Raw genomic sequence first — 18,965 nt, 5'->3', positions numbered from 1 at the left:
TCGCGTTCAGCAACAGCGGAGACAACCCGTCGACGGTAGACCGGGTGATCAACGTGGTGGTGAACGACGGCACGGCCAACTCCAACGTCGCGGTCAGCACCATCCACGTGACGGCGGTGAACGACGCCCCGGTACTGGACCTGGACGCCAACGACAGCAGCCTGGTGAGCGGCAGCGGCTACCAGACCACCTACACCGAAAACGGTGCCGGGGTCTCGATTGGCGACACCGACGTCAGCATCACCGACGCCGACAGCAGCAACATCGTCAGCGCCACCATCACCCTGACCAACGCCCAGGCTGGCGACCTGCTGGCCGCCGGCAGCCTGCCGGCCGGGATCACTGCCAGCGCCTACAACCCGGCGACCGGCGTGATCACGCTGACGGGCAGCGCCAGCCTGGCCAACTACCAGGCCGCGATCCGCGCCATCGCGTTCAGCAACAGCGGAGACAACCCGTCGACGGTAGACCGGGTGATCAACGTGGTGGTGAACGACGGCACGGCCAACTCCAACGTCGCGGTCAGCACCATCCACGTGACGGCGGTGAACGACGCGCCGGTCAGCGCCGGTGGTGCGGTGACGGGAACAGAAGATACGCCGTTCGTCTTCAACTGGGCGCATTTCAATGTGTCGGATGTGGATACGCCTACCGCATCGTTGAGTGTGCAAATTACCTCTCTGCCGGCGGATGGGATCCTGCAGTTCTTCAATGGCAGCAGCTGGGTGAATGTCACCCTCAATCAGGTTGTCTCGCAAGCCAGTATTGCAGCGGGCAACCTGCGCTTCATGCCGGATCTGCATGAATCGGGCGATGGCAGCTTTGCGGGCTCGGGAACGGGTAATCTGCAGTCTGACTATGCGCAGTTCAACTTCCGCCCGACGGATGGTGTCACTCCGGGCGCAAATGCCAGCATGCGAGTGGATATTGTGCCGGTGGCCGATACGCTGAACCTGTCTGTGGTGAATGCCGGCAAGGTGACGATGTTCAATACCACCTGGGAGACGTCGGATACCGGCTTGACTCAAGCCGTGCTGAACCCCAACACCACTTCAACAGGTAATCTGACCCAGACAACACTGGCCGGCTGGACCCGTGTGGATACGCCAGACCCGTTTGCCGGGGGTAGCAATGCCTGGGAGCTGTGGTCCAATGGCGATACCATGGCCAACCAGCTGGGTAACCAGGTGGCTGTCACCGCAGGCACCGGCAATGGTCAGAACTGGCTGGAGCTGAATAACGCGGATGGTAATGGGGCTTTGACGCAGACACTGGGTATCCAGCGCAGTGTGACCACGACCGCAGGCAAGGTGTACGACCTCTCCTTTGACTACGCAGGCCGCCCCGGCTTCTCGCAAGACTTCACGCGTATTACCGTTCTGGTGGATGGGGTGAAGGTGGCCAGCTATGCCGGCACCAGTCCGCAAACCGGCCTGAACTGGGAAACATTGCACTTCAGTTTTGTGGGTACAGGCGCATCGCAAAACATCCGCATCATTACTGACCCGATTCAGTTCAACACCAATGGCCGTGGGGCGATGATTGATGACATCACCCTCACCGAAGCCCAAGGTGCCCTGGCGGGGAATGCTGGCGGTGGTACCAAGACCCAGATCAACTTGGCCAGCTATGTAACGGCCAGCCTGGTGGATACGGATGGCTCGGAAACCCTCAAGCTCAGCTTCGCCGGCATGCCTGCAGGCGCAGTCATTGTGACGGCCAGTAATCCGACCGGCTACAGCCCGGTGGGTGGCATCATCACCATCTCGGCCGGTGAGCTGGCCAGTGCCAAGCTGCAGATGTCCTCCAGCTTTGTGGGTGATGTTGCCATGACGGTGACGGCAACGACGACTGAACCGAACGGCAGTACCGCGTCGACCAGCCAGCCGCTGAACTTCACCGTGCTGGTCGGGGCAGGGGATGTGGGAACGGAAACCAGCACCCACACCCTGATGGCCACCACCTCGGTGATCGCCGGGCCGCTGGGTCTGCATGGCGAGTACTTCGGCTACAACGAAACGGCCAATCCGGGCACGGGCTACAACCTGCAATCGGGTGATGGTACAGTGGGCAATCTGGACAGCATTGCCGATATCACCTCCATCATCAACCTGCGGCAGGGCAGCAATATTGTCGGCACTGGCACGGCAGCCAGCGCCGCGGCGACGGATGCCACCTTCATTGCCAATAACCTGAACTATGGGCAATCTCCCACGGTGACGGGCAATCTGGGCAGCAACCCGAACGTGGTCACCGGCTCGGCCATCACCTCTGGGGCGCTGTTCAACTTCCTGGGCGCGAACAACACCGGCAGCAATGCCGGCACACTGACCGCAACCAGCAGCTACGGGCAGACGACAGACTCCATCATGCGGATGGCCGGGCAGGCGTACTTTGCCGAAGGCAACTACGACTTCCAGGTACGCGCGGATGATGGCTTCAGCATCCGCATTGATGGCGTGACGGTGTTCGAGTTCAATGCCAACCAGTCCCCCACCACCCGGACCACTACCACCCCGATCAGCCTCACCGAGGGTTTGCACAATATTGAAATCCTCTACTGGGAACAGGGTGGCAATGCCGAGCTGGCGGTTGGCTTCCGCCAGACCGGGGCCGCCAGCTTCCAGACCCTGGGGGTGAGCAACCTCGCCATCTTCCAGAGCACCAATGCGCCAGCGCTCACCGAGTTGCAAGATGTGATCCGCGACCCGAGCAACAGCGCACAGTACCTGATCCGGACAGGACAGGAAGCCTACGGTGGCAGCGGCTCGGACAACATCACCGGCAGCGATGGCCGCGACATCATCCACGGTGGTGCCGGTAACGACACCATCAACGGCGGTGGCGGTGCGGACCGGCTGGAAGGTGGCGCCGGTAACGACACCCTGACCGGTGGTGCCGGTGCGGATACCTTCCGCTGGGAGCTGGCAGACAAGGGCACGGTGGGCACGCCCGCCATCGACACCATCACCGACTTCAACAACGGTGTCGGTGGCGACAAGCTGGACCTGAAAGACCTGCTGCAAGGCGAAAACCACACCACCGGTATCGGTAACCTGAACAACTACCTGCACTTTGAAAAGGTAGGCACCGATACCGTGGTACACATCAGCAGCAGCGGCGGCTTCTCCGGTGGTTTCAACGCCAGCCTGGACGATCAGCGTATCGTGCTGACCGGGGTAGACCTGACCAATGCCGGCGCACAAGCCGACCCGGCCATTATTCAGGACCTGCTCACGCGTGGTAAGCTGATCACCGACTAAGGGGAGGGTAGTCTGCCACACAACAAACCGGCCCTGTAGGCCGGTTTGTTGTTTCAAACAGGAAAGGTGCAGTTGATAGAGCGCGTACAGCGCAATAGCCGAAGGGCATTGCGCCGTACCCTGCTTCACCTTCGAAATGGCTCGAGGTGTTTTCAATGCCCCTGATATGGGTATTGCCCCAGCGTATTGGGCTAAAGGTGGTCTTCTCTCATCGCTAGGCCGAATCTGTCAGGCTTGGCGTATATGGTTCCACGTACGGTAAAATGTCCTGCGGTTATTGCTCCCTACGCGGGTTGAACGGAGAAGTTCGGGAAAGCATTAACCCGGTTGAGCCAGCCTGCCAGAAAACGGCGCAGTGCAGGATTCTCTTGCGCCAGAGTACGATAGTAGCCAATGCGTCCTGCCTTGTAGTGCATGTACACCTCAACAGAATCATGGTAATTCAGTGAGTCCATGATCTTGCGAGTAAGGTGACCACCAGGCGCATGATTGCTGCCCAGCATATTCAATACATGAATCAGCAGAATGATGGCGTGGAAGCCGGCATTGACATGAAAATCGCAGATGATATTGGCCAGTGGCTGGAACTGGATTTCATCCCCAAAGATTGGGTCCCAGTATTCGGATTTGTAAATCTTGCCAGCTTGTTCGTCGGTCAGCGCTCGCAAGTTCTCAATGGTGGGGCTGAGGTGGAGAATCTTGGGAGCAAACTCACGAAATGTGCCAAAGGTAATGCCTTTATTGGTAGAGCCGCCGGGATCGTATGGATTATCTACCCAGCCGCCTTCAAATTTTAGCAGCATGGGCAGGTATATATTGAAATCGGCCATAGTGTCCTCAGGTTTTTGGCTCGCTTACCGGTTTATGCCAACTCGCATCCAACGGCACTGATACTGATATAACGGTCGACATCAGCAAACTGACACTCAAACGTAACGCCTATACATCGCGTGATACAGAGTGGCGTGGCTAATGGGATTCGCACATCTTGCCACTGCTCATGTTGCAGATTAAGTGTGTCGAGGCGTACGAGAGCGATTTCACCATCGTGCAATGCCACCGAGCTGATGCTCGCCCCTTTCCCTCCTTGCATCCGTATCCAGATGGCGCTGACTTTCATGAGGGGGCCCGGCAGCTGCATGGGTGAAGGAATGGCGTAGTGCAAAGACAATGTGGACCAAGAGCGGCCTTGCACGACTCGGGCATTGCCGCGAATGCTGTCTGCTTCAAGCTGGTGGGCATTGATCACCGCTGCACTATTACCATGCACCCAGCTGATAGGCGCTGCCAACGCACCGGGACTAGCGGCTGCGATAGGCAGCACAGACATGCTTAGCGATGCCTTGAGGAGCGTCCGGCGACTGCGGTCCTGTACCCATACATCCCCACCAGATTCATCGTCCATGGCCATGCAGTATGTTCCCCACTGATGAGCTGCAACTATGTCTCACGTACCAACACACCGGGTGTAATAGGTGTTGTATATGGTCTAATCAGCTTTGGGAAGTGCACCTGTACAACCTGGCAGCCCGCGTAGGGCGCAATAACCGCAGGGCATTGCGCCGTGCTTGCCTTATTCCCGATTCGGGTCTGGGTGATTGTACGCCTGCCCGGGTGGCGTCGGGCTGGCGTCTATTGATTGCGAGATGACAGTGGCAAGTGGCTCAAGCGCTACGCTCGCTGAGCGAGCCGTGCTTCGATCCGCTGCTGGATACCTGCGGCATCCAGTCCGCATTCACTGAGCAGCAGGGCAGGGTCGCCGTGGTCGATGTAGCAGTCAGTCAGGCCCAGTTGCAGTACAGGGCAGGCGATGCCGTGTTCTGCGAGGGCTTCCAGCACGGCGCTACCGGCACCGCCCATGATGGCATTTTCTTCGACGGTGACCAGCAGGCTGTGGCTGTTCGCCAGTTGCCGCACCAGTTCCAGGTCCAGCGGTTTGACGAAGCGCATGTTGGCAACGGTGGCATTGAGCGCTTCGGCGGCTTGCAGCGCCGGTGTGAGCATGCTGCCAAAGGCGAGGATGGCGACTTGTTCGCCTTGACGACGAATTTCCCCTTTGCCGATCGGCAGCGCCTGCAGCGCACCATCGGATGGCGTGCCGGGGCCGTGGCCGCGCGGGTAGCGTACTGCGGCAGGGCCGTTGTACTGGTAGGCGGTGGTCAGCAGTTGGCGGCACTCGGTTTCGTCGGCCGGGGTCATCACCAGCACATTGGGCAGGCAGCGCAGGTAGCTGAGGTCGAACGAGCCGGCATGGGTCGGCCCATCGGCGCCTACCAAACCGGCGCGGTCGATGGCGAAAGTGACATCCAGGTTCTGCAAGGCCACGTCGTGGATCAGCTGATCGTAGCCGCGCTGCAGGAAGGTGGAGTAGATCGCCACCACCGGTTTTTTGCCCTCACAGGCGAGGCCACCGGCAAAGGTAACGGCGTGTTGCTCGGCAATCGCCACATCAAAATAGCGATCCGGATATTCCTGTTCAAACCGCACCAGGCCTGAGCCCTCGCGCATGGCGGGGGTAATGCCGACCAGGCGCTCGTCTTGTGCCGCCATGTCGCACAGCCAGTTGCCAAACACCTGGGTGTAGGTCAGCTTGCCACCCGACTTACCTCCGCTGAGGCCATTTTCCGGGTCGAACTTGCTGACACCGTGATAGGCCACCGGGTCGTTTTCGGCCAGCTTGTAGCCTTGCCCCTTCTTGGTGACCACGTGCAGGAACTGTGGGCCTTTCAGCGAGCGGATGTTTTGCAGGGTAGGGATCAGCGCATCCAGATCATGGCCGTCAATCGGGCCAATGTAGTTGAAGCCGAAGGCTTCAAACAGGGTGGACGGGGTGAACATGCCTTTCATGTGCTCTTCACCACGGCGGGCAAACTCGCGCAGTGGCGGCACCACTTCCAGCACCTTGTTACCGGTACTCTTCAGGGCGGAGTAGAACTTGCCGCTCATCAGCTTGGCAAAGTAGGTGTTCAGGGCGCCGACATTGGGCGAGATCGACATGTCGTTGTCGTTGAGGATCACCAGCAGGTTGGTATCCCGGCGCGCGCCTGCGTTGTTCAGGGCCTCGAATGCCTGACCGGCGGTCATCGCGCCATCACCGATGATGGCGACCACCCGGCGCTCTTCACCTGCCAGCCGGGCTGCTTCGGCCATGCCGAGCGCGGCAGAGATGGAGGTGCTGGAGTGGCCGACGCCAAAGGTATCAAACTCACTCTCTTCGCGCTTGGGGAAGCCGGCCAGCCCGCCTTTCTGGCGCATGCTGCCCATGCGCTCGCGACGCCCGGTGAGGATCTTGTGCGGATAGGACTGGTGCCCCACATCCCACACCAGCCGGTCATACGGGGTCTGGAACACGTGGTGCAGGGCGACCGTCAGCTCGACTGCGCCCAGATTACTGGCGAAGTGGCCACCCGTCTTGCTGACCGACTCCACCAGAAAGGCACGCAATTCGTCGGCCAGCTGCTGCAGCTCTTTGCGGCTCAGCGGTTTTAACTGGTCCGGATGGTCTATGCGGTTCAACAACTCGTACATGATGATGCTTCTATTTCAAGATTGAATGCTTAATGGTGGCGCAGCACGATGAAATCGGCCAGCTCACGCAGTCGTCGTCCGGCATCGCCAAAGCTCGCCAGGGCATCATGCGCCTGCTGATGCAGCGCGGCGGCCATGCGCTTGGCCTCTGCCAGGCCGAGCAGGCTCACGTAGGTGGGTTTGTCCGCAGCGGCATCCTTGCCCGCGGTCTTGCCCAGGGTGGCGCTGTCAGCTTCGACGTCCAGAATGTCGTCCACCACCTGAAACGCGAGGCCGATGGCGCGGGCGTAGTGGTCCAGCGATTGGCGAGCGGTGTCCGGCAAGGCGGCAGATTTATCCGCGTGGCACAGACTGCCCATGCGCACGGCGGCATGGATCAGTGCGCCTGTCTTCATGATGTGCATCAGCTCCAGCTCAGGCAGCTCCATGTGCTGGCCTACGTGCTGCAGGTCAATGGCCTGGCCGCCCGCCATGCCAAGTGAGCCACTGGCGTGGGCCAGCTCCTTGACCAGGGCGATACGCTGGTCTGGGCTCAAAGGCGCGTCGGCCAGCAATTCAAACGCCTGGGTTTGCAGGGCATCCCCTGCCAGCAGGGCAGTGGCTTCGTCAAATTGCACATGGCAGGTGGGTTTGCCACGACGCAGCACATCGTCATCCATGCACGGCAGATCATCATGCACCAGCGAGTAAGCGTGAATGCACTCCAGCGCACTGGCTACTGGCAGAATGGCGCCTTCGCTGGCGTTGACCAGTTGCCCGGCAGCCAGACACAACAGTGGGCGAACCCGCTTGCCCCCGCCGAGGGTGGCGTAGCGCATGGCTTCATGCAGGCGCTGGGGCAGGGTGTCACGCGCGGGCAGCAGCTGCGTCAGGGCCTGCTCGATCAATTGCTGGCTGTAATGGGCCCAGACTTCAAAACTGGCGTTGCGGTATTCAGCGGGCGTCATCATTCAGCTCGAATGGTTGTAACTGGCCTTCGGCGTTCAATTGCTGCACTTTGTGCTGGGCTTCCTGTAATTGGCCCTGGCACTGGCGCAGCAGGGCTGCCCCCCGGCTGTAGGCGGTCAGCGAGGCTTCCAGGCTGAGCTGGCCGCCTTCCATCTGGTTGACGATACCTTCCAGTTCGGCCAGTGCTTCTTCAAAGGTCGGCTCAGCTTTGCTCTTGGCCATGTCAGCGTCCTTGTTGCAGCAATGGGGCCAGATAGTGCCCGGTGTGGCTTTCCGGATAGGCTGCTACCGTTTCCGGCGTGCCTTCCACCAGAATGCGGCCACCTCCTGCGCCACCTTCCGGACCCAGATCCACCAGCCAGTCGGCGGTCTTGATCACGTCCAGATTGTGTTCAATGATCACCACGGTATTGCCGTGGTCGCGCAGGCGATGTACCACCGACAGCAACAGCTCGATATCGTGGAAATGCAAACCGGTGGTCGGCTCATCCAGTATATACAGGGTACGACCGGTGTCACGCTTGGACAGTTCCAGCGCCAGCTTTACCCGTTGTGCCTCGCCACCGGAGAGGGTGGTGGCACTCTGACCCAGCCGGATATAGCCCAGCCCCACATCCAGCAGGGTTTGCAGCTTGCGGGCCACCACCGGCACGGCGCTGAAGAACTCGGCAGCCTGCTCCACCGTCATGTCCAGCACTTCGTAAATATTCTTGCCCTTGTAGCGGACTTCCAGCGTCTCCCGGTTATAGCGCATGCCGTGGCAGACGTCACACTGCACATACACGTCCGGCAGGAAATGCATCTCCACCTTGATGACGCCATCGCCCTGGCAGGCCTCACAGCGCCCACCCTTGACGTTGAACGAGAAACGGCCCGGGCCATAGCCACGCGAGCGGGCTTCCGGCACGCCGGAGAACAGGTCGCGGATCGGAGTGAACAGGCCGGTATAGGTGGCCGGGTTGGAGCGCGGCGTGCGGCCAATCGGGCTTTGGTCGACGTTGATCACCTTGTCAAAGAAGCCGAGGCCATCAATATGCTCGAATGGTGCAGGTTCTTCGTTGCTGCCGTACAGATGGCGGGCAACGGCATGGTAAAGCGTATCGTTGATCAGGGTGGATTTGCCAGAGCCTGAGACGCCGGTGATGCAGGTGAGCAGGCCCACCGGCAGGTTCAGCGTCACCCGCTTCAGGTTGTTGCCGCTCGCGCCCTGCAGGACCAGCATCCGCTCCGGATCCGGCGCAGTGCGCTGCGCGGGGACCTCGATCTTGCGTTGACCACTGAGGTATTGCCCGGTCAGCGATTGCTCGCACTGCTTGACCTCATCGGGAGAACCGGACACCAGCACCGCACCACCATGCACACCGGCGCCGGGGCCGATGTCCACTACAAAATCCGCCGCGCGGATGGCGTCTTCGTCGTGCTCGACCACGATGACGCTGTTGCCGAGATCGCGCAGCCGCATCAGGGTTTGCAGCAGGCGGTCATTATCGCGCTGATGCAGGCCGATGGAGGGCTCATCCAGCACGTACATGACCCCCGTCAGCCCGGAGCCAATCTGGCTGGCCAGGCGGATGCGCTGTGCTTCGCCGCCCGACAGGGTATCCGCCGCCCGGTTGAGGTTCAGGTAATCCAGGCCGACATTGTTCAGGAAGCCAAGCCGCTCGCAGATTTCCTTGAGGATTTTCTCGGCAATGGCTTGCTTCTGGCCTTGCAGGGTCAGCTGGTCAAATAAGGAAGCGGCTTCGCGCAGCGGCATGCCGCTGATTTCGTGCAGGGTTTTGTCGCCTACCCGCACATTGCGCGCCTCGATACGCAGGCGGGTGCCCTCGCAGCTGGGGCAGGGCTGGTTGTTCTGGTATTTGCTCAGCTCTTCCCGCACCGTGACGGAATCGGTCTCACGGTAGCGGCGCTCCAGATTGGGGATAATGCCCTCAAACGGATGCTCGCGCAGGAAGGCGGTGCCTTTCTCGCTGATGTAGCGGAAGGCAATGCTGGTTTTGCCAGAGCCATACAGCACCACCTGCTGTACCGCATCCGGCAGTGTTTCGAAGGGCTGCTCGATATTGAAATCGTAATGCGTCGCCAGGCTTTCCAGCATCTGGTAGTAGAACTGGTTACGCTTGTCCCAGCCCTTGATGGCACCATTGGCCAGGCTCATCTGCGGGAAGGCCACCACTCGCTTGGGGTCGAAGAAGGTGATTTGACCCAAGCCATCACACTTGGGACAGGCGCCCGCCGGGTTGTTGAACGAGAACAGGCGAGGTTCCAGCTCCGGCAGGCTGTAGGAGCAGACCGGGCAGGCAAATTTGGCGGAAAACCAGTGCGACTTGTCGCTGTCCATTTCCAGCGCAATGGCGCGGCCATCAGCATGGCGTAATGCGGTTTCAAAAGACTCTGCCAGCCGCTGCTTTTGCTCGGCATCCACCCGAAGGCGGTCGATCACCACTTCAATGGTGTGCTTCTTGTTCTTATCCAGCTTGGGGGTCTGGTCCAGTTCACAGACCTCGCCGTTGACCCGTACCCGCACGAAGCCCTGCGCCCGCAGCTCGTCGAACAGCTCCACATGCTCGCCTTTGCGCGCGCTGACGGCCGGGGCCAAGATCATCAGCTTGGTGCCTTCCGGCAGCGCCAGCACATGATCCACCATCTGCGAGATGGTCTGCGAAGACAGCGGCAGCTGGTGCTCCGGGCAATACGGGTCGCCCACCCGCGCAAACAGCAAACGCAGGTAGTCATGAATTTCCGTGACGGTGCCGACCGTCGAGCGCGGGTTGTGGCTGGTGGCTTTCTGCTCAATGGAGATGGCGGGCGAGAGGCCTTCGATCAGATCGACATCCGGTTTATCCATCAGCTGCAGGAACTGCCGCGCGTAGGCGGAAAGCGATTCGACGTAACGCCGCTGCCCTTCGGCATACAAGGTGTCGAACGCCAGCGAGGATTTGCCGGAGCCCGACAAGCCGGTGACCACCACCAGCTGGTTGCGCGGGATATCCAGATTGATGTTCTTCAGATTGTGGGTACGGGCGCCGCGGATACGTATGTAATCGGTCATTGTTGTCTGTTCTGGCCAGAGAAAGGCCTGGTCGGGCTCGGGGCTATCCACCTGGCTCGCGGCAGGTGGGCCAACCTGTTAATATACCGGACTTCTTGCGTTTACCCAATTTCCCTGACCATCAAAATGAGTGCATCTTCACGCATGTCGGCGCTGGAATTGCGCGCCAGCGCCGGGCTGGCAGGCATCTACGCGCTGCGCATGCTGGGTATCTTCCTGTTTCTGCCGGTATTCATGCCCTATGCCGCCCACCTGGAGGGTAGTAATCTCAAGCTGGCCGGGCTGGCGTTTGGTATTTTTGCGCTGGTGCAAGCCGTGCTGTTGATCCCGTTTGGCATGTGGTCTGACCGAATCGGGCGCAAAAGGGTGATCTACATTGGCCTAGCGTTGATGGCCGCAGGCAGTTTTCTGGGCGCTTGGGCGGATAGCATCGGCTGGCTGATTGTCGCCCGTGCCCTGCAAGGCACCGGTGCGATCAGCGCTGCGCTGACCGCGCTGTTGGCGGACCTCACCCGTGAAGAACACCGCACCAAGGCCATGGCGATGGTGGGCGGCAGTATTGGTGTGACGTTCGCCGTGTCGCTGGTGGTGGCGGCACAGATTGAGCACGCCATTGGCGTCTCCGGCATGTTTTTCCTGATGGGGTGCCTGGCGATTGCAGCGGCCTTCGGCGTACGCTTTGTGGTGCCGGACCCGCAGCGCTCACGCTTTCATTCTGACGCGGAAACCAATGCCAACCGACTACCCGCCATCTTGCGGGATGGTCAGCTGTTGCGCTTGAACTTTGGCGTGTTTGCGCTGCACGCTGCGCAAGCCGCCATGTTCTCGGTGATTCCGTTTTCGCTGGCCCAGTTGGGGATGCACAAGCCGGATCACTGGCACGTCTACCTGCCGGTGGCCATGGTGGGCTTTGTGCTGATGGTGCCTGCCATCATCTACGGTGAGAAGCGCGGCAAATTGAAGCAGGTGTTCCTTGGCGCCATTGTGCTGATGATGCTGGCGCAGCTGGGCATGGCCTTGTGGCTGGACTCGATCACCAGCATCGTGCTGTGGCTAGGGGTATATTTTCTGGCCTTCAATGCGCTGGAAGCGACCTTGCCGTCCTTGATCTCCAAGATGGCACCGGCCGATGCCAAAGGTACCGCCATGGGCGTGCAGAACACTGCACAGTCGATTGGTTTTGCCGTGGGCAGTGTCGGTGGCAGCTTCCTGCATGCACATGGCGGACCGGCGGCGGCCTTTCTACTGTGCGCCGGCCTGATGCTGGTGTGGGCCATCCTGGCGCTGACCATGCAAACCCCGCTGCCGGTATCGAGCAAGATGCTGCATATTGCGGACGACTGGGAGGGGGATGCAGCCCTGCTGGGCGAGCAACTACGAGCCTGCGCCGGGGTGATTGAGGCGGTGGTGATTCCGGGCGAATCGGCAGCCTACCTCAAGGTGGCCCAGGCGGGGTGGGACGAAACCGCCGTGCTGGCGCTGATCGAAGCGACTTCCGGTACAGACCGTGCATCCGCCTGACCTTCGCGTTAGAATGCTGCATTCCTCTTTTTGCCTGCCACCGGGCAGGTACCAACGACAGTACAGGTAATCAACACATGGCCTCTCTCAACAAAGTTCTGCTGATCGGTAACCTCGGGCGTGACCCGGAAGTCCGCTACATGACCAACGGCGAAGCGGTGGCCAACTTCAGCATTGCCACTACCGAGAGCTGGAAGGGCAAAGACGGACAGAAGCAAGAGCGCACCGAATGGCACAATATTGTCATGTACCGCAAGCTCGCCGAAATTGCGGGCCAGTACCTGAAAAAGGGTAGTGCGGTTTATGTTGAAGGCAAGCTGCAGACCCGCAAGTGGCAAGACAAGAATACTGGTCAGGACCGCTACACTACCGAAATCATCGCGGACGAAATGAAGATGCTGGGTGGCCGCAGCGGCGGCGGCAGCGCCCCGTATGACGCCGACGACGGCGGCTTCTCCACCCCGCCGCAATCCTTTGGCGGCGGCCAGCAAGGCGGCGGCTTCAGTGGCAATCAGGCCGCCCCCGCGCCGCAACAGCAACAAGCCCGCAAACCGGCATTTGACGACCAGTTCGACGACGATATTCCGTTCTAGGCTCGATTATATTATGCAATAAAGCCTCAGTTGCTTTGTGGTTGCTGGGGTTTTTTGTTAGTGTTTTTAAGAATTTTCGTTGACATCGCATGCGACATCAAGCGATCTGCTGCAAGACGATATATCGGTGGTATCTAATGTACTAGCCCCCAACTGCTTCCCTAGCAAAGCGCAAAAGCTTAATAGTGTAAGCACCAGGTATTTGTGCTACGAAGCCATACATCATCGCAGTCAAACCGATAACCCAAGGCTCAGAAACAAGTAGGGCTAGCGCCACCAAAATAATCAAACCTATTAAAACGCCAACGAAGGCGGCCTGAGCCTGAGGAATCCCAAGGATTTGATTGTGTTGTCCGCGATATTTTAGCTTAACACCTTTTTTTGTAATGGAAAGCCAGATATTGGGCGTAGAAGAAGTCTGGGCAGAATTCAGATAAGTGATCGTGATTGTTTCACCACGATTAAAAATTGGAATGACATGTTCACGCCGCCCTGTATACATACTCCATTGATCTTCAGACGGAGTTTGTCCCTCCTCAACGTGCAATCTTTCTTTATAATTTTCAGACCACTCGAGAATATTTGGGGAGTCAAGCAACTGAGTTTGTTCACTCATGAGGCTGGTATCGCTTGTGTAAGTCTTAACCACGACGCTCTCATAGTCGTTCAGACTTTCATTTCTCATGGTTATTGTCGATAGATAGAGGTTGGAGACTTCTTTTCCATTCCAAGTTACTGCAAACGATCCAAAGATCGGGTCTTCAGTAGTAATGCCGACAATGTTGTGCGTCACTGAATAGGAAAATACACCTCGCCTATTGAGTACTCGTTGAGTAAGCCATGCGGTAAGGATGCCCCCGAAACCACCAGCGATAATGGAGATATATTGGTTCTGAAAAAGTTTAAGTAGCACGCTCATATCAGCCTAAACAGGTGTATATTTGGTTCATCGATGTGTTGAACTTGGCATGGTACGCGCATTCTTCATTACCTTCCAAGCATGCGAGTTGTAGGTGCCCAAAAGTACAGCATTAGCCGAGGTCTCTGTGCCACACATTGTTGAATGTGTGGAAACTGTGCCCGCCTTGTGGGCACCTGCACCACCGTATGCTTGCCCTTACTTGGTGCCCCCACCTTCTTACCAGATTCGTCGCAGTTTGTCGTAGGGGACGGTTTCGTCACGTGATTTTTTCGTTGCGGGTCGGGCTTTGTGCCCACCGGGGCTGCCTAGCCAGTAGGTTGGGGGCTGTTGCGGGGTCAGGCGGGGTGGGCAGTGCAGGCCGGGTTGTTGCGAGAGCTTCTGCAGGACGCCATCCATCCATCTGGCAGGCCGAGTTTGGTGGAACGCAGCCGGCACTTTTGCTGAGGTATGGGCAGATGAGTCTGGATGATGTGGACCGTTGTGTGTCGCTGCTCAGGCTGGTGAGGATGAGTGAGGTGACAGCGCAACCAAAATAATACCCGGGTGTTATTGCATTTATTTTTATCCGGGTTTAATATGTGATCTTCATTGACCAAGAGATCACCGCCATGCACGACTCATTCCCCATGTCCTATACCAGCTTCCAAGGGCACCACCGGCTGGCAACAGGCTCATTGCCGCATAATGCCTTGGCCATCAAGCGCGCGATGGGCACGGGTAACACTGTGCTCATCCAGCTGTTTGACGATGCAACAGGCCAGCCTCTGGATATTGACCTGCGTGGCAGTGATGAAGAGATGCTGGCTCGCCTGGCACTCAGCCATCCCCATGCCTTTGAGTCGTCGGAGCAAGATGAAATCAAGGCGGGGGAAGAACCTCGCGGGCGCGGGCGCCCCAAACTGGGCGTGGTGGCTCGCGAAGTGACCTTGCTGCCGCGCCATTGGGCGTGGCTATCGTCGCAACCCGGCGGTGCATCCGTCGCGTTGCGCAAGCTGGTGGAAGAGGCACGTCGAGTTTCTGGCCAAAAAGAGGCGCAACGGCAGAATCAGACACGCGCCTACCATTTCATGTCAGCCATCGGCGGCGATCTGCCGGGCTTTGAAGAGGCAAGCCGTGCCCTGTTTGCCAACGACCTTAATGGGCTTGAAGTTCATATGTCAGACTGGCCGGCCGATATCCGGGCGCATGTACTGCTGCTGGCAGGCAAGGCGTAGTATCATGGCCGCATCAGCACAGTGTTTGTGGGAAGCAGCATGAAGTGCCCTTTTTGCGGTTCGCTGGATACCCAGGTTCTGGAAACCCGCCTGACCGAGGACGGCGACACCATTCGTCGCCGTCGCCGCTGTACGGCGTGTGAGAAGCGGTTCAATACTTTTGAGACTGCGGAAATTCGCCTGCCGCAAGTGGTCAAGCAAAATGGCAACCGTGCCGAGTTTGACCGAGACAAGCTGCGCCTCTCCTTCATGCGCCCGCTGCACAAGCGCCCGGTGCCCACGGCCCTGGTTGATGAGGCCATTGTACGGATCACCCAGAAACTGTTGGCCCTGGGGGTGCGTGAGGTGCCTGCGCGGCAGATCGGCGAGATGGTGATGACTGAGCTGAAAAAGCTGGATCAAGTTGCCTATATCCGCTTTGCCTCGGTGTATCGAAGTTTTCAGGATGTGGATGATTTTCGCGACGCCATCCAGGAAGTGCAAAAAGGCGCTTCCTGATGCCCATCACTGCCGCAGACCATCACTGGATGGCGCAAGCCCTGCAATGGGCCAGCAAAGGACGCTACATCACCACCCCCAACCCCAGTGTGGGCTGCGTGCTGGTCAAGAATGAGCAGCTGATTGGTGCGGGGCACTCACAAGTTGCCGGGCAAGCGCATGCCGAGGTGATGGCCTTGCGCATGGCGGGTGAGCAGGCGAGGGGGGCGACGGCCTATGTCACCCTGGAACCATGCAGCCACTTCGGCCGCACGCCGCCCTGTTGTGACGCTTTGGTGCAAGCGGGTGTAGCGCGCGTTGTGGTTGCCTTGCAGGACCCGAATCCTCAGGTGGCCGGGCAAGGGCTGGCCAGGCTGCGCGAAGCGGGCATCACGGTTGATACCGGCGTACTGGCCGAGGCAGCCCGTCAACATCACCGTGGTTTTCTCAGCCGGATGACCCGGCAGAAACCCTGGGTGACGCTGAAAGTCGCGACCACCCTGGATGGTAAAACCGCGCTGCTGAACGGTGCCAGCCAATGGATTACCAGCCCGGCGGCCCGTGCCGATGTACAGCAGCTGCGCGCCCGCAGCTGTGCCATCCTCACCGGCAGCGGTACCGTGCTGGCGGATGATCCACAGCTGACCATCCGGCACATCGACGGTTTGCCCTGGCAAGGGCGGCAGCCGCTGGCGGTGGTCGTCGACAGCCAGCTGCGCACCCCGCAAACGGCTCGTCTGCTGCAAGGCCGCCCCAGTCTGCTGGCCCATGGCGTGGCAAAGCCCAGCTGGGCAGCGCCCCACGCTGAATTACTGTATTTGCCCGATCCGCAGGGCAGGGTAGATCTGCACGCCCTGCTGCAGGCATTGGCCGTACGTGGCTGCAGCGAGTTGCTGGTTGAAGCGGGCAGCATACTCAATGGCGCGTTGCTGCGCGCGGGGCTGGTCGATGAAGTGATCCTCTATCTGGCGCCCAAGCTGTTCGGGCATCACGCGCAAGGGGCGTTCAACTGGCCTGCCTTGGAAGCGGTAGACCTGCACACGGCCTTGCAATGGATAGACTGCCGCCATATCGGCCCCGACCTGCGGCTCACCGCCATCCCGACCACACACTGAACCTTACAAGGAAAGCGCATGTTCACCGGCATTATTCAAGCTGTTGGCCGCATTACCCAGATGGAGCACCGCGGACAAGACGTCCGGCTGATTGTCGAGGCCTGTGGCCTGGATTTGTCCGATGTCGCCCTGGGGGACAGCATTGCGCATAACGGCGTATGCCTGACGGTCATCGACAAAACAGAGACACACTACACGCTGGATGTGTCGGCAGAAACCCTGCGGGTGACGGTCGGGCTCGACCAAGTAGGTAATCTGGTCAATCTGGAAAAAGCCCTGCGGCTGGCTGACCGCCTCGGTGGCCATCTGGTATCCGGCCATGTGGACGGGGTGGGCACCGTCGCCCACTTTGCTCCGCCTGCTGGCGAAACCAACAGCGACTGCATGGAGCTGCGCATTGACGCGCCAGGGACTCTGGCCCGCTACATCGCCACCAAAGGCTCCGTCACCATCAACGGTGTCAGTCTCACCGTCAACCATGTCGACGGTAACCGTTTCTCCATCAACCTGATCCCCCACACCCTGACGGCCACCAACCTGCACCAGCTCAAGCCCGGCAGCCCGGTCAACCTCGAAATCGACCAGATCGCCCGTTACTGCGAGCGGATCCTCAGCTACCAGAGCGCTGCCCAGCAGGGATGACAGGGCATCCCCTCGCATCAGGCGCGGTCGCGGTACAGGCTTGATCAGCCGATCAAGCCTTGAGTAAAGAGGGCGAAACGTTCAGTGCTGTTAGCCGTGAATGGCTCAATACCCTCGATGCCGATCCACCAGCCCGCCTGCGGGTAGCCCTTGCAGAAGACAACCTAGCTTCTGCTGGATTTGCTGCAGGGCATCGGGCAGAGGGGTGAGTGCGCCGATATGAGGGGTGACGTTGACCTTGGGGTGCTGCCAGTAGCGGTGTTCGGCCGGCAGTGGCTCATGCTGGAACACATCCAGCGTGGCACCGGCCAGATGGCCGCTGTCGAGGGCGGCCAGCAAGTCTTCGTCCACCACATGTGCGCCCCGCGCCAGATTGATCAGATAGCTGTCAGGCGGTAACTGAGAGAGACGTTGCTGGTTGAGCAGACCACGGGTTTCCGGGGTGAGCGGCAGCAGGTTGACCAGTACACGGGTGCTGCCCAGGCAGGCAGGCAGCGCGTCCAGCCCGGCGTGTACCGGAATGGCGGCGTCGCCTGCTGGCTGGCGGCGCCAGGCTTGCACCGGAAAACCGAGCTGCCGCACCCGTTCTGCCACTGCGCTACCCATGGCACCATAGCCGAGAATGGTGACCCTCCAGCGGGCTTTGTCGTCCAGCGTGCCGGGTTGCCAGTGGTGTTGCAGCTGGTAGGCATCGTAACGGTAGAACCAGCGCAGCAGGTAGTGGCTCACATAGTCCGCCATCTGCTCCCCCATGCCACTGTCTTCCAGCCGATAGAGCGGCAGGCTGTCCGGAATCAGCGGTAGCTGCGCGTCCACTCCGGCGCCGAGTACAAATACGGCTTTGAGGGTGTTTTGCTGCTGAAACAGCTCAGCGGGGGGCTTCCACAATAGCGCGTAGTCAGCCTGCCAGTCTGGTGTGCAGGGCCAGCCTTGCACATCGGCCTCAGGGAAATGCTGCCGGGTTTCAGCCAGCCATTCATCCAGATGGTTTGGGGAGTAGACCAGAATGCGCATCAGGCATGCTCTCCCAGCCAACGGCCCAGTGCCTGCACTTCCTCCATGCAGACCGAGTGTTGCATCGGGTAGGTGTGCCAGCTTACCGGGTGACCGAGCTGGGTGACATGCTGGCGGGCCACATCACCCAGCCGCAGGTTGACAACCGGGTCCAGCGTACCGTGCGCGGCAAAGACCGGGGTGTGCTGGTTGGCCGGGCTTAACTGTGCATCCAGCTGGGCCGCATTCGGCAGATAGGTAGAGAGCGCAATGATGCCGGCCAGTTTCTGCGGGTAGCTGAGGCCCACGTTGTAAGCCATGACGCCGCCTTGCGAGAAACCGGCGAGGAAAATGCGCTCGCTGGGGATGCCACGTGCAACTTCCCGCGCCACCAGCGCCTCGATGGCGTGGCGGGAACGGGTGATACCCGCTTCATCCACGGTACGGTGCAGGTCGGAGAAATCGAGGATGTCGTACCAGGCCCGCATCACGTAGCCGTTGTTGATCGTCACCGGAATGGCTGGCGCATGCGGGAACACAAAACGCAGCTGCATGTGCGCGGGCAAGGGCAGCTCATCGGCAATGGGCTCAAAATCATGGCCGTCGGCACCGAGGCCATGCATCCAGATGATGCTGTGGGTGGCGGGCTGGGCCGGTTCAATTTCAACAGCGGGGAGCAGGGCAGTCATGCAATCCT

Annotated in this window: 16 protein-coding genes; 7 read left to right on the top strand and 9 right to left on the bottom strand. The window is 59.7% G+C overall.

The annotated features are described in order from the left end of the window. Window positions 1–3,263 (top strand): type I secretion C-terminal target domain-containing protein (locus ACE3O2_RS17650; RefSeq protein ID WP_374339779.1); only part of this gene is annotated, 3,263 nt, incomplete at its 5' end. 284 nt (window positions 3,264–3,547) lie between these two features. Here ACE3O2_RS17650 and ACE3O2_RS17645 read toward each other — a convergent pair. The 6 genes from ACE3O2_RS17645 to uvrA form a co-directional block, all read right to left on the bottom strand. Continuing rightward, window positions 3,548–4,093 carry a glycoside hydrolase family 108 protein gene (locus ACE3O2_RS17645; RefSeq protein WP_374339777.1) on the bottom strand — a complete coding sequence of 182 codons (546 nt, stop codon included), beginning with the start codon at window positions 4,091–4,093 and terminating at the stop codon, window positions 3,548–3,550. Window positions 4,094–4,125: 32 nt separating this feature from the next. Continuing rightward, on the bottom strand, window positions 4,126–4,674 hold the full coding sequence (locus ACE3O2_RS17640; RefSeq protein ID WP_374339775.1) for a hypothetical protein: 549 nt from the start codon (window positions 4,672–4,674) through the stop codon (window positions 4,126–4,128). Window positions 4,675–4,934: 260 nt separating this feature from the next. Next, window positions 4,935–6,791: a 1-deoxy-D-xylulose-5-phosphate synthase gene (dxs, locus tag ACE3O2_RS17635; RefSeq protein ID WP_374339773.1), complete on the bottom strand. Its 1,857-nt coding sequence runs from the start codon at window positions 6,789–6,791 to the stop codon at window positions 4,935–4,937. 29 nt (window positions 6,792–6,820) lie between these two features. Continuing rightward, a complete protein-coding gene (locus tag ACE3O2_RS17630) occupies window positions 6,821–7,738 on the bottom strand; it encodes a polyprenyl synthetase family protein (RefSeq protein WP_374339771.1) in 918 nt (305 codons plus the stop codon). Further along, window positions 7,725–7,961, bottom strand: a complete 237-nt coding sequence (locus ACE3O2_RS17625) for an exodeoxyribonuclease VII small subunit (protein ID WP_374339769.1) — start codon at window positions 7,959–7,961, stop codon at window positions 7,725–7,727. The genes ACE3O2_RS17630 and ACE3O2_RS17625 overlap by 14 nt, the downstream gene beginning before the upstream one ends. 1 nt (window position 7,962) lies before the next feature. Then, a complete protein-coding gene (gene uvrA / locus ACE3O2_RS17620) occupies window positions 7,963–10,791 on the bottom strand; it encodes an excinuclease ABC subunit UvrA (protein WP_374339767.1) in 2,829 nt (942 codons plus the stop codon). Window positions 10,792–10,917: 126 nt separating this feature from the next. Here uvrA and ACE3O2_RS17615 point away from each other — a divergent pair, with 126 nt between their 5' ends. Together ACE3O2_RS17615 and ssb are read left to right on the top strand one after the other, a co-directional pair. Continuing rightward, window positions 10,918–12,312 (top strand): MFS transporter, encoded by a 1,395-nt coding sequence (locus tag ACE3O2_RS17615; RefSeq protein ID WP_374339765.1) that lies wholly within the window; start codon window positions 10,918–10,920, stop codon window positions 12,310–12,312. Window positions 12,313–12,389: 77 nt separating this feature from the next. Continuing rightward, the gene (gene ssb / locus ACE3O2_RS17610; RefSeq protein WP_374339763.1) at window positions 12,390–12,905 is read left to right on the top strand and encodes a single-stranded DNA-binding protein; all 516 of its coding nucleotides are present in this window, start codon (window positions 12,390–12,392) and stop codon (window positions 12,903–12,905) included. Between the two features lie 142 nt (window positions 12,906–13,047). Here the strand turns inward: ssb and ACE3O2_RS17605 are convergent, their stop codons facing one another. Then, on the bottom strand, window positions 13,048–13,824 hold the full coding sequence (locus ACE3O2_RS17605) for a hypothetical protein (RefSeq protein WP_374339761.1): 777 nt from the start codon (window positions 13,822–13,824) through the stop codon (window positions 13,048–13,050). Between the two features lie 611 nt (window positions 13,825–14,435). Here ACE3O2_RS17605 and ACE3O2_RS17600 point away from each other — a divergent pair. Genes ACE3O2_RS17600 through ACE3O2_RS17585 form a run of 4 tightly spaced genes read left to right on the top strand, consistent with a single transcriptional unit; the run spans window position 14,436 to window position 17,275 of the window. Next, window positions 14,436–15,041 (top strand): DUF2239 family protein, encoded by a 606-nt coding sequence (locus ACE3O2_RS17600; RefSeq protein ID WP_374339759.1) that lies wholly within the window; start codon window positions 14,436–14,438, stop codon window positions 15,039–15,041. Window positions 15,042–15,080: 39 nt separating this feature from the next. After that, entirely contained in the window at window positions 15,081–15,539 is a 459-nt protein-coding gene (gene nrdR / locus ACE3O2_RS17595; RefSeq protein ID WP_168877017.1) for a transcriptional regulator NrdR, read from the top strand. After that, the gene (ribD, locus tag ACE3O2_RS17590) at window positions 15,539–16,633 is read left to right on the top strand and encodes a bifunctional diaminohydroxyphosphoribosylaminopyrimidine deaminase/5-amino-6-(5-phosphoribosylamino)uracil reductase RibD (RefSeq protein WP_168877016.1); all 1,095 of its coding nucleotides are present in this window, start codon (window positions 15,539–15,541) and stop codon (window positions 16,631–16,633) included. The genes nrdR and ribD overlap by 1 nt, the downstream gene beginning before the upstream one ends. Window positions 16,634–16,651: 18 nt before the next feature. Next, window positions 16,652–17,275 carry a riboflavin synthase gene (locus tag ACE3O2_RS17585; protein WP_168877015.1) on the top strand — a complete coding sequence of 208 codons (624 nt, stop codon included), beginning with the start codon at window positions 16,652–16,654 and terminating at the stop codon, window positions 17,273–17,275. 105 nt (window positions 17,276–17,380) lie between these two features. Here ACE3O2_RS17585 and ACE3O2_RS17580 read toward each other — a convergent pair whose 3' ends face one another. Together ACE3O2_RS17580 and ACE3O2_RS17575 are read right to left on the bottom strand one after the other, a co-directional pair. Then, window positions 17,381–18,289, bottom strand: a complete 909-nt coding sequence (locus ACE3O2_RS17580; RefSeq protein WP_168877014.1) for a glyoxylate/hydroxypyruvate reductase A — start codon at window positions 18,287–18,289, stop codon at window positions 17,381–17,383. Next, the gene (locus ACE3O2_RS17575; RefSeq protein ID WP_374339756.1) at window positions 18,289–18,957 is read right to left on the bottom strand and encodes an alpha/beta hydrolase; all 669 of its coding nucleotides are present in this window, start codon (window positions 18,955–18,957) and stop codon (window positions 18,289–18,291) included. The genes ACE3O2_RS17580 and ACE3O2_RS17575 overlap by 1 nt, the downstream gene beginning before the upstream one ends. Window positions 18,958–18,965 lie beyond the last annotated feature (8 nt).

The sequence above is a fragment of the Leeia sp. genome (assembly GCF_041909055.1).
In the GTDB taxonomy this organism is placed as follows: domain Bacteria; phylum Pseudomonadota; class Gammaproteobacteria; order Burkholderiales; family Leeiaceae; genus Leeia; species Leeia aquatica.
This window is presented reverse-complemented; position numbering and strand designations above follow the sequence as displayed.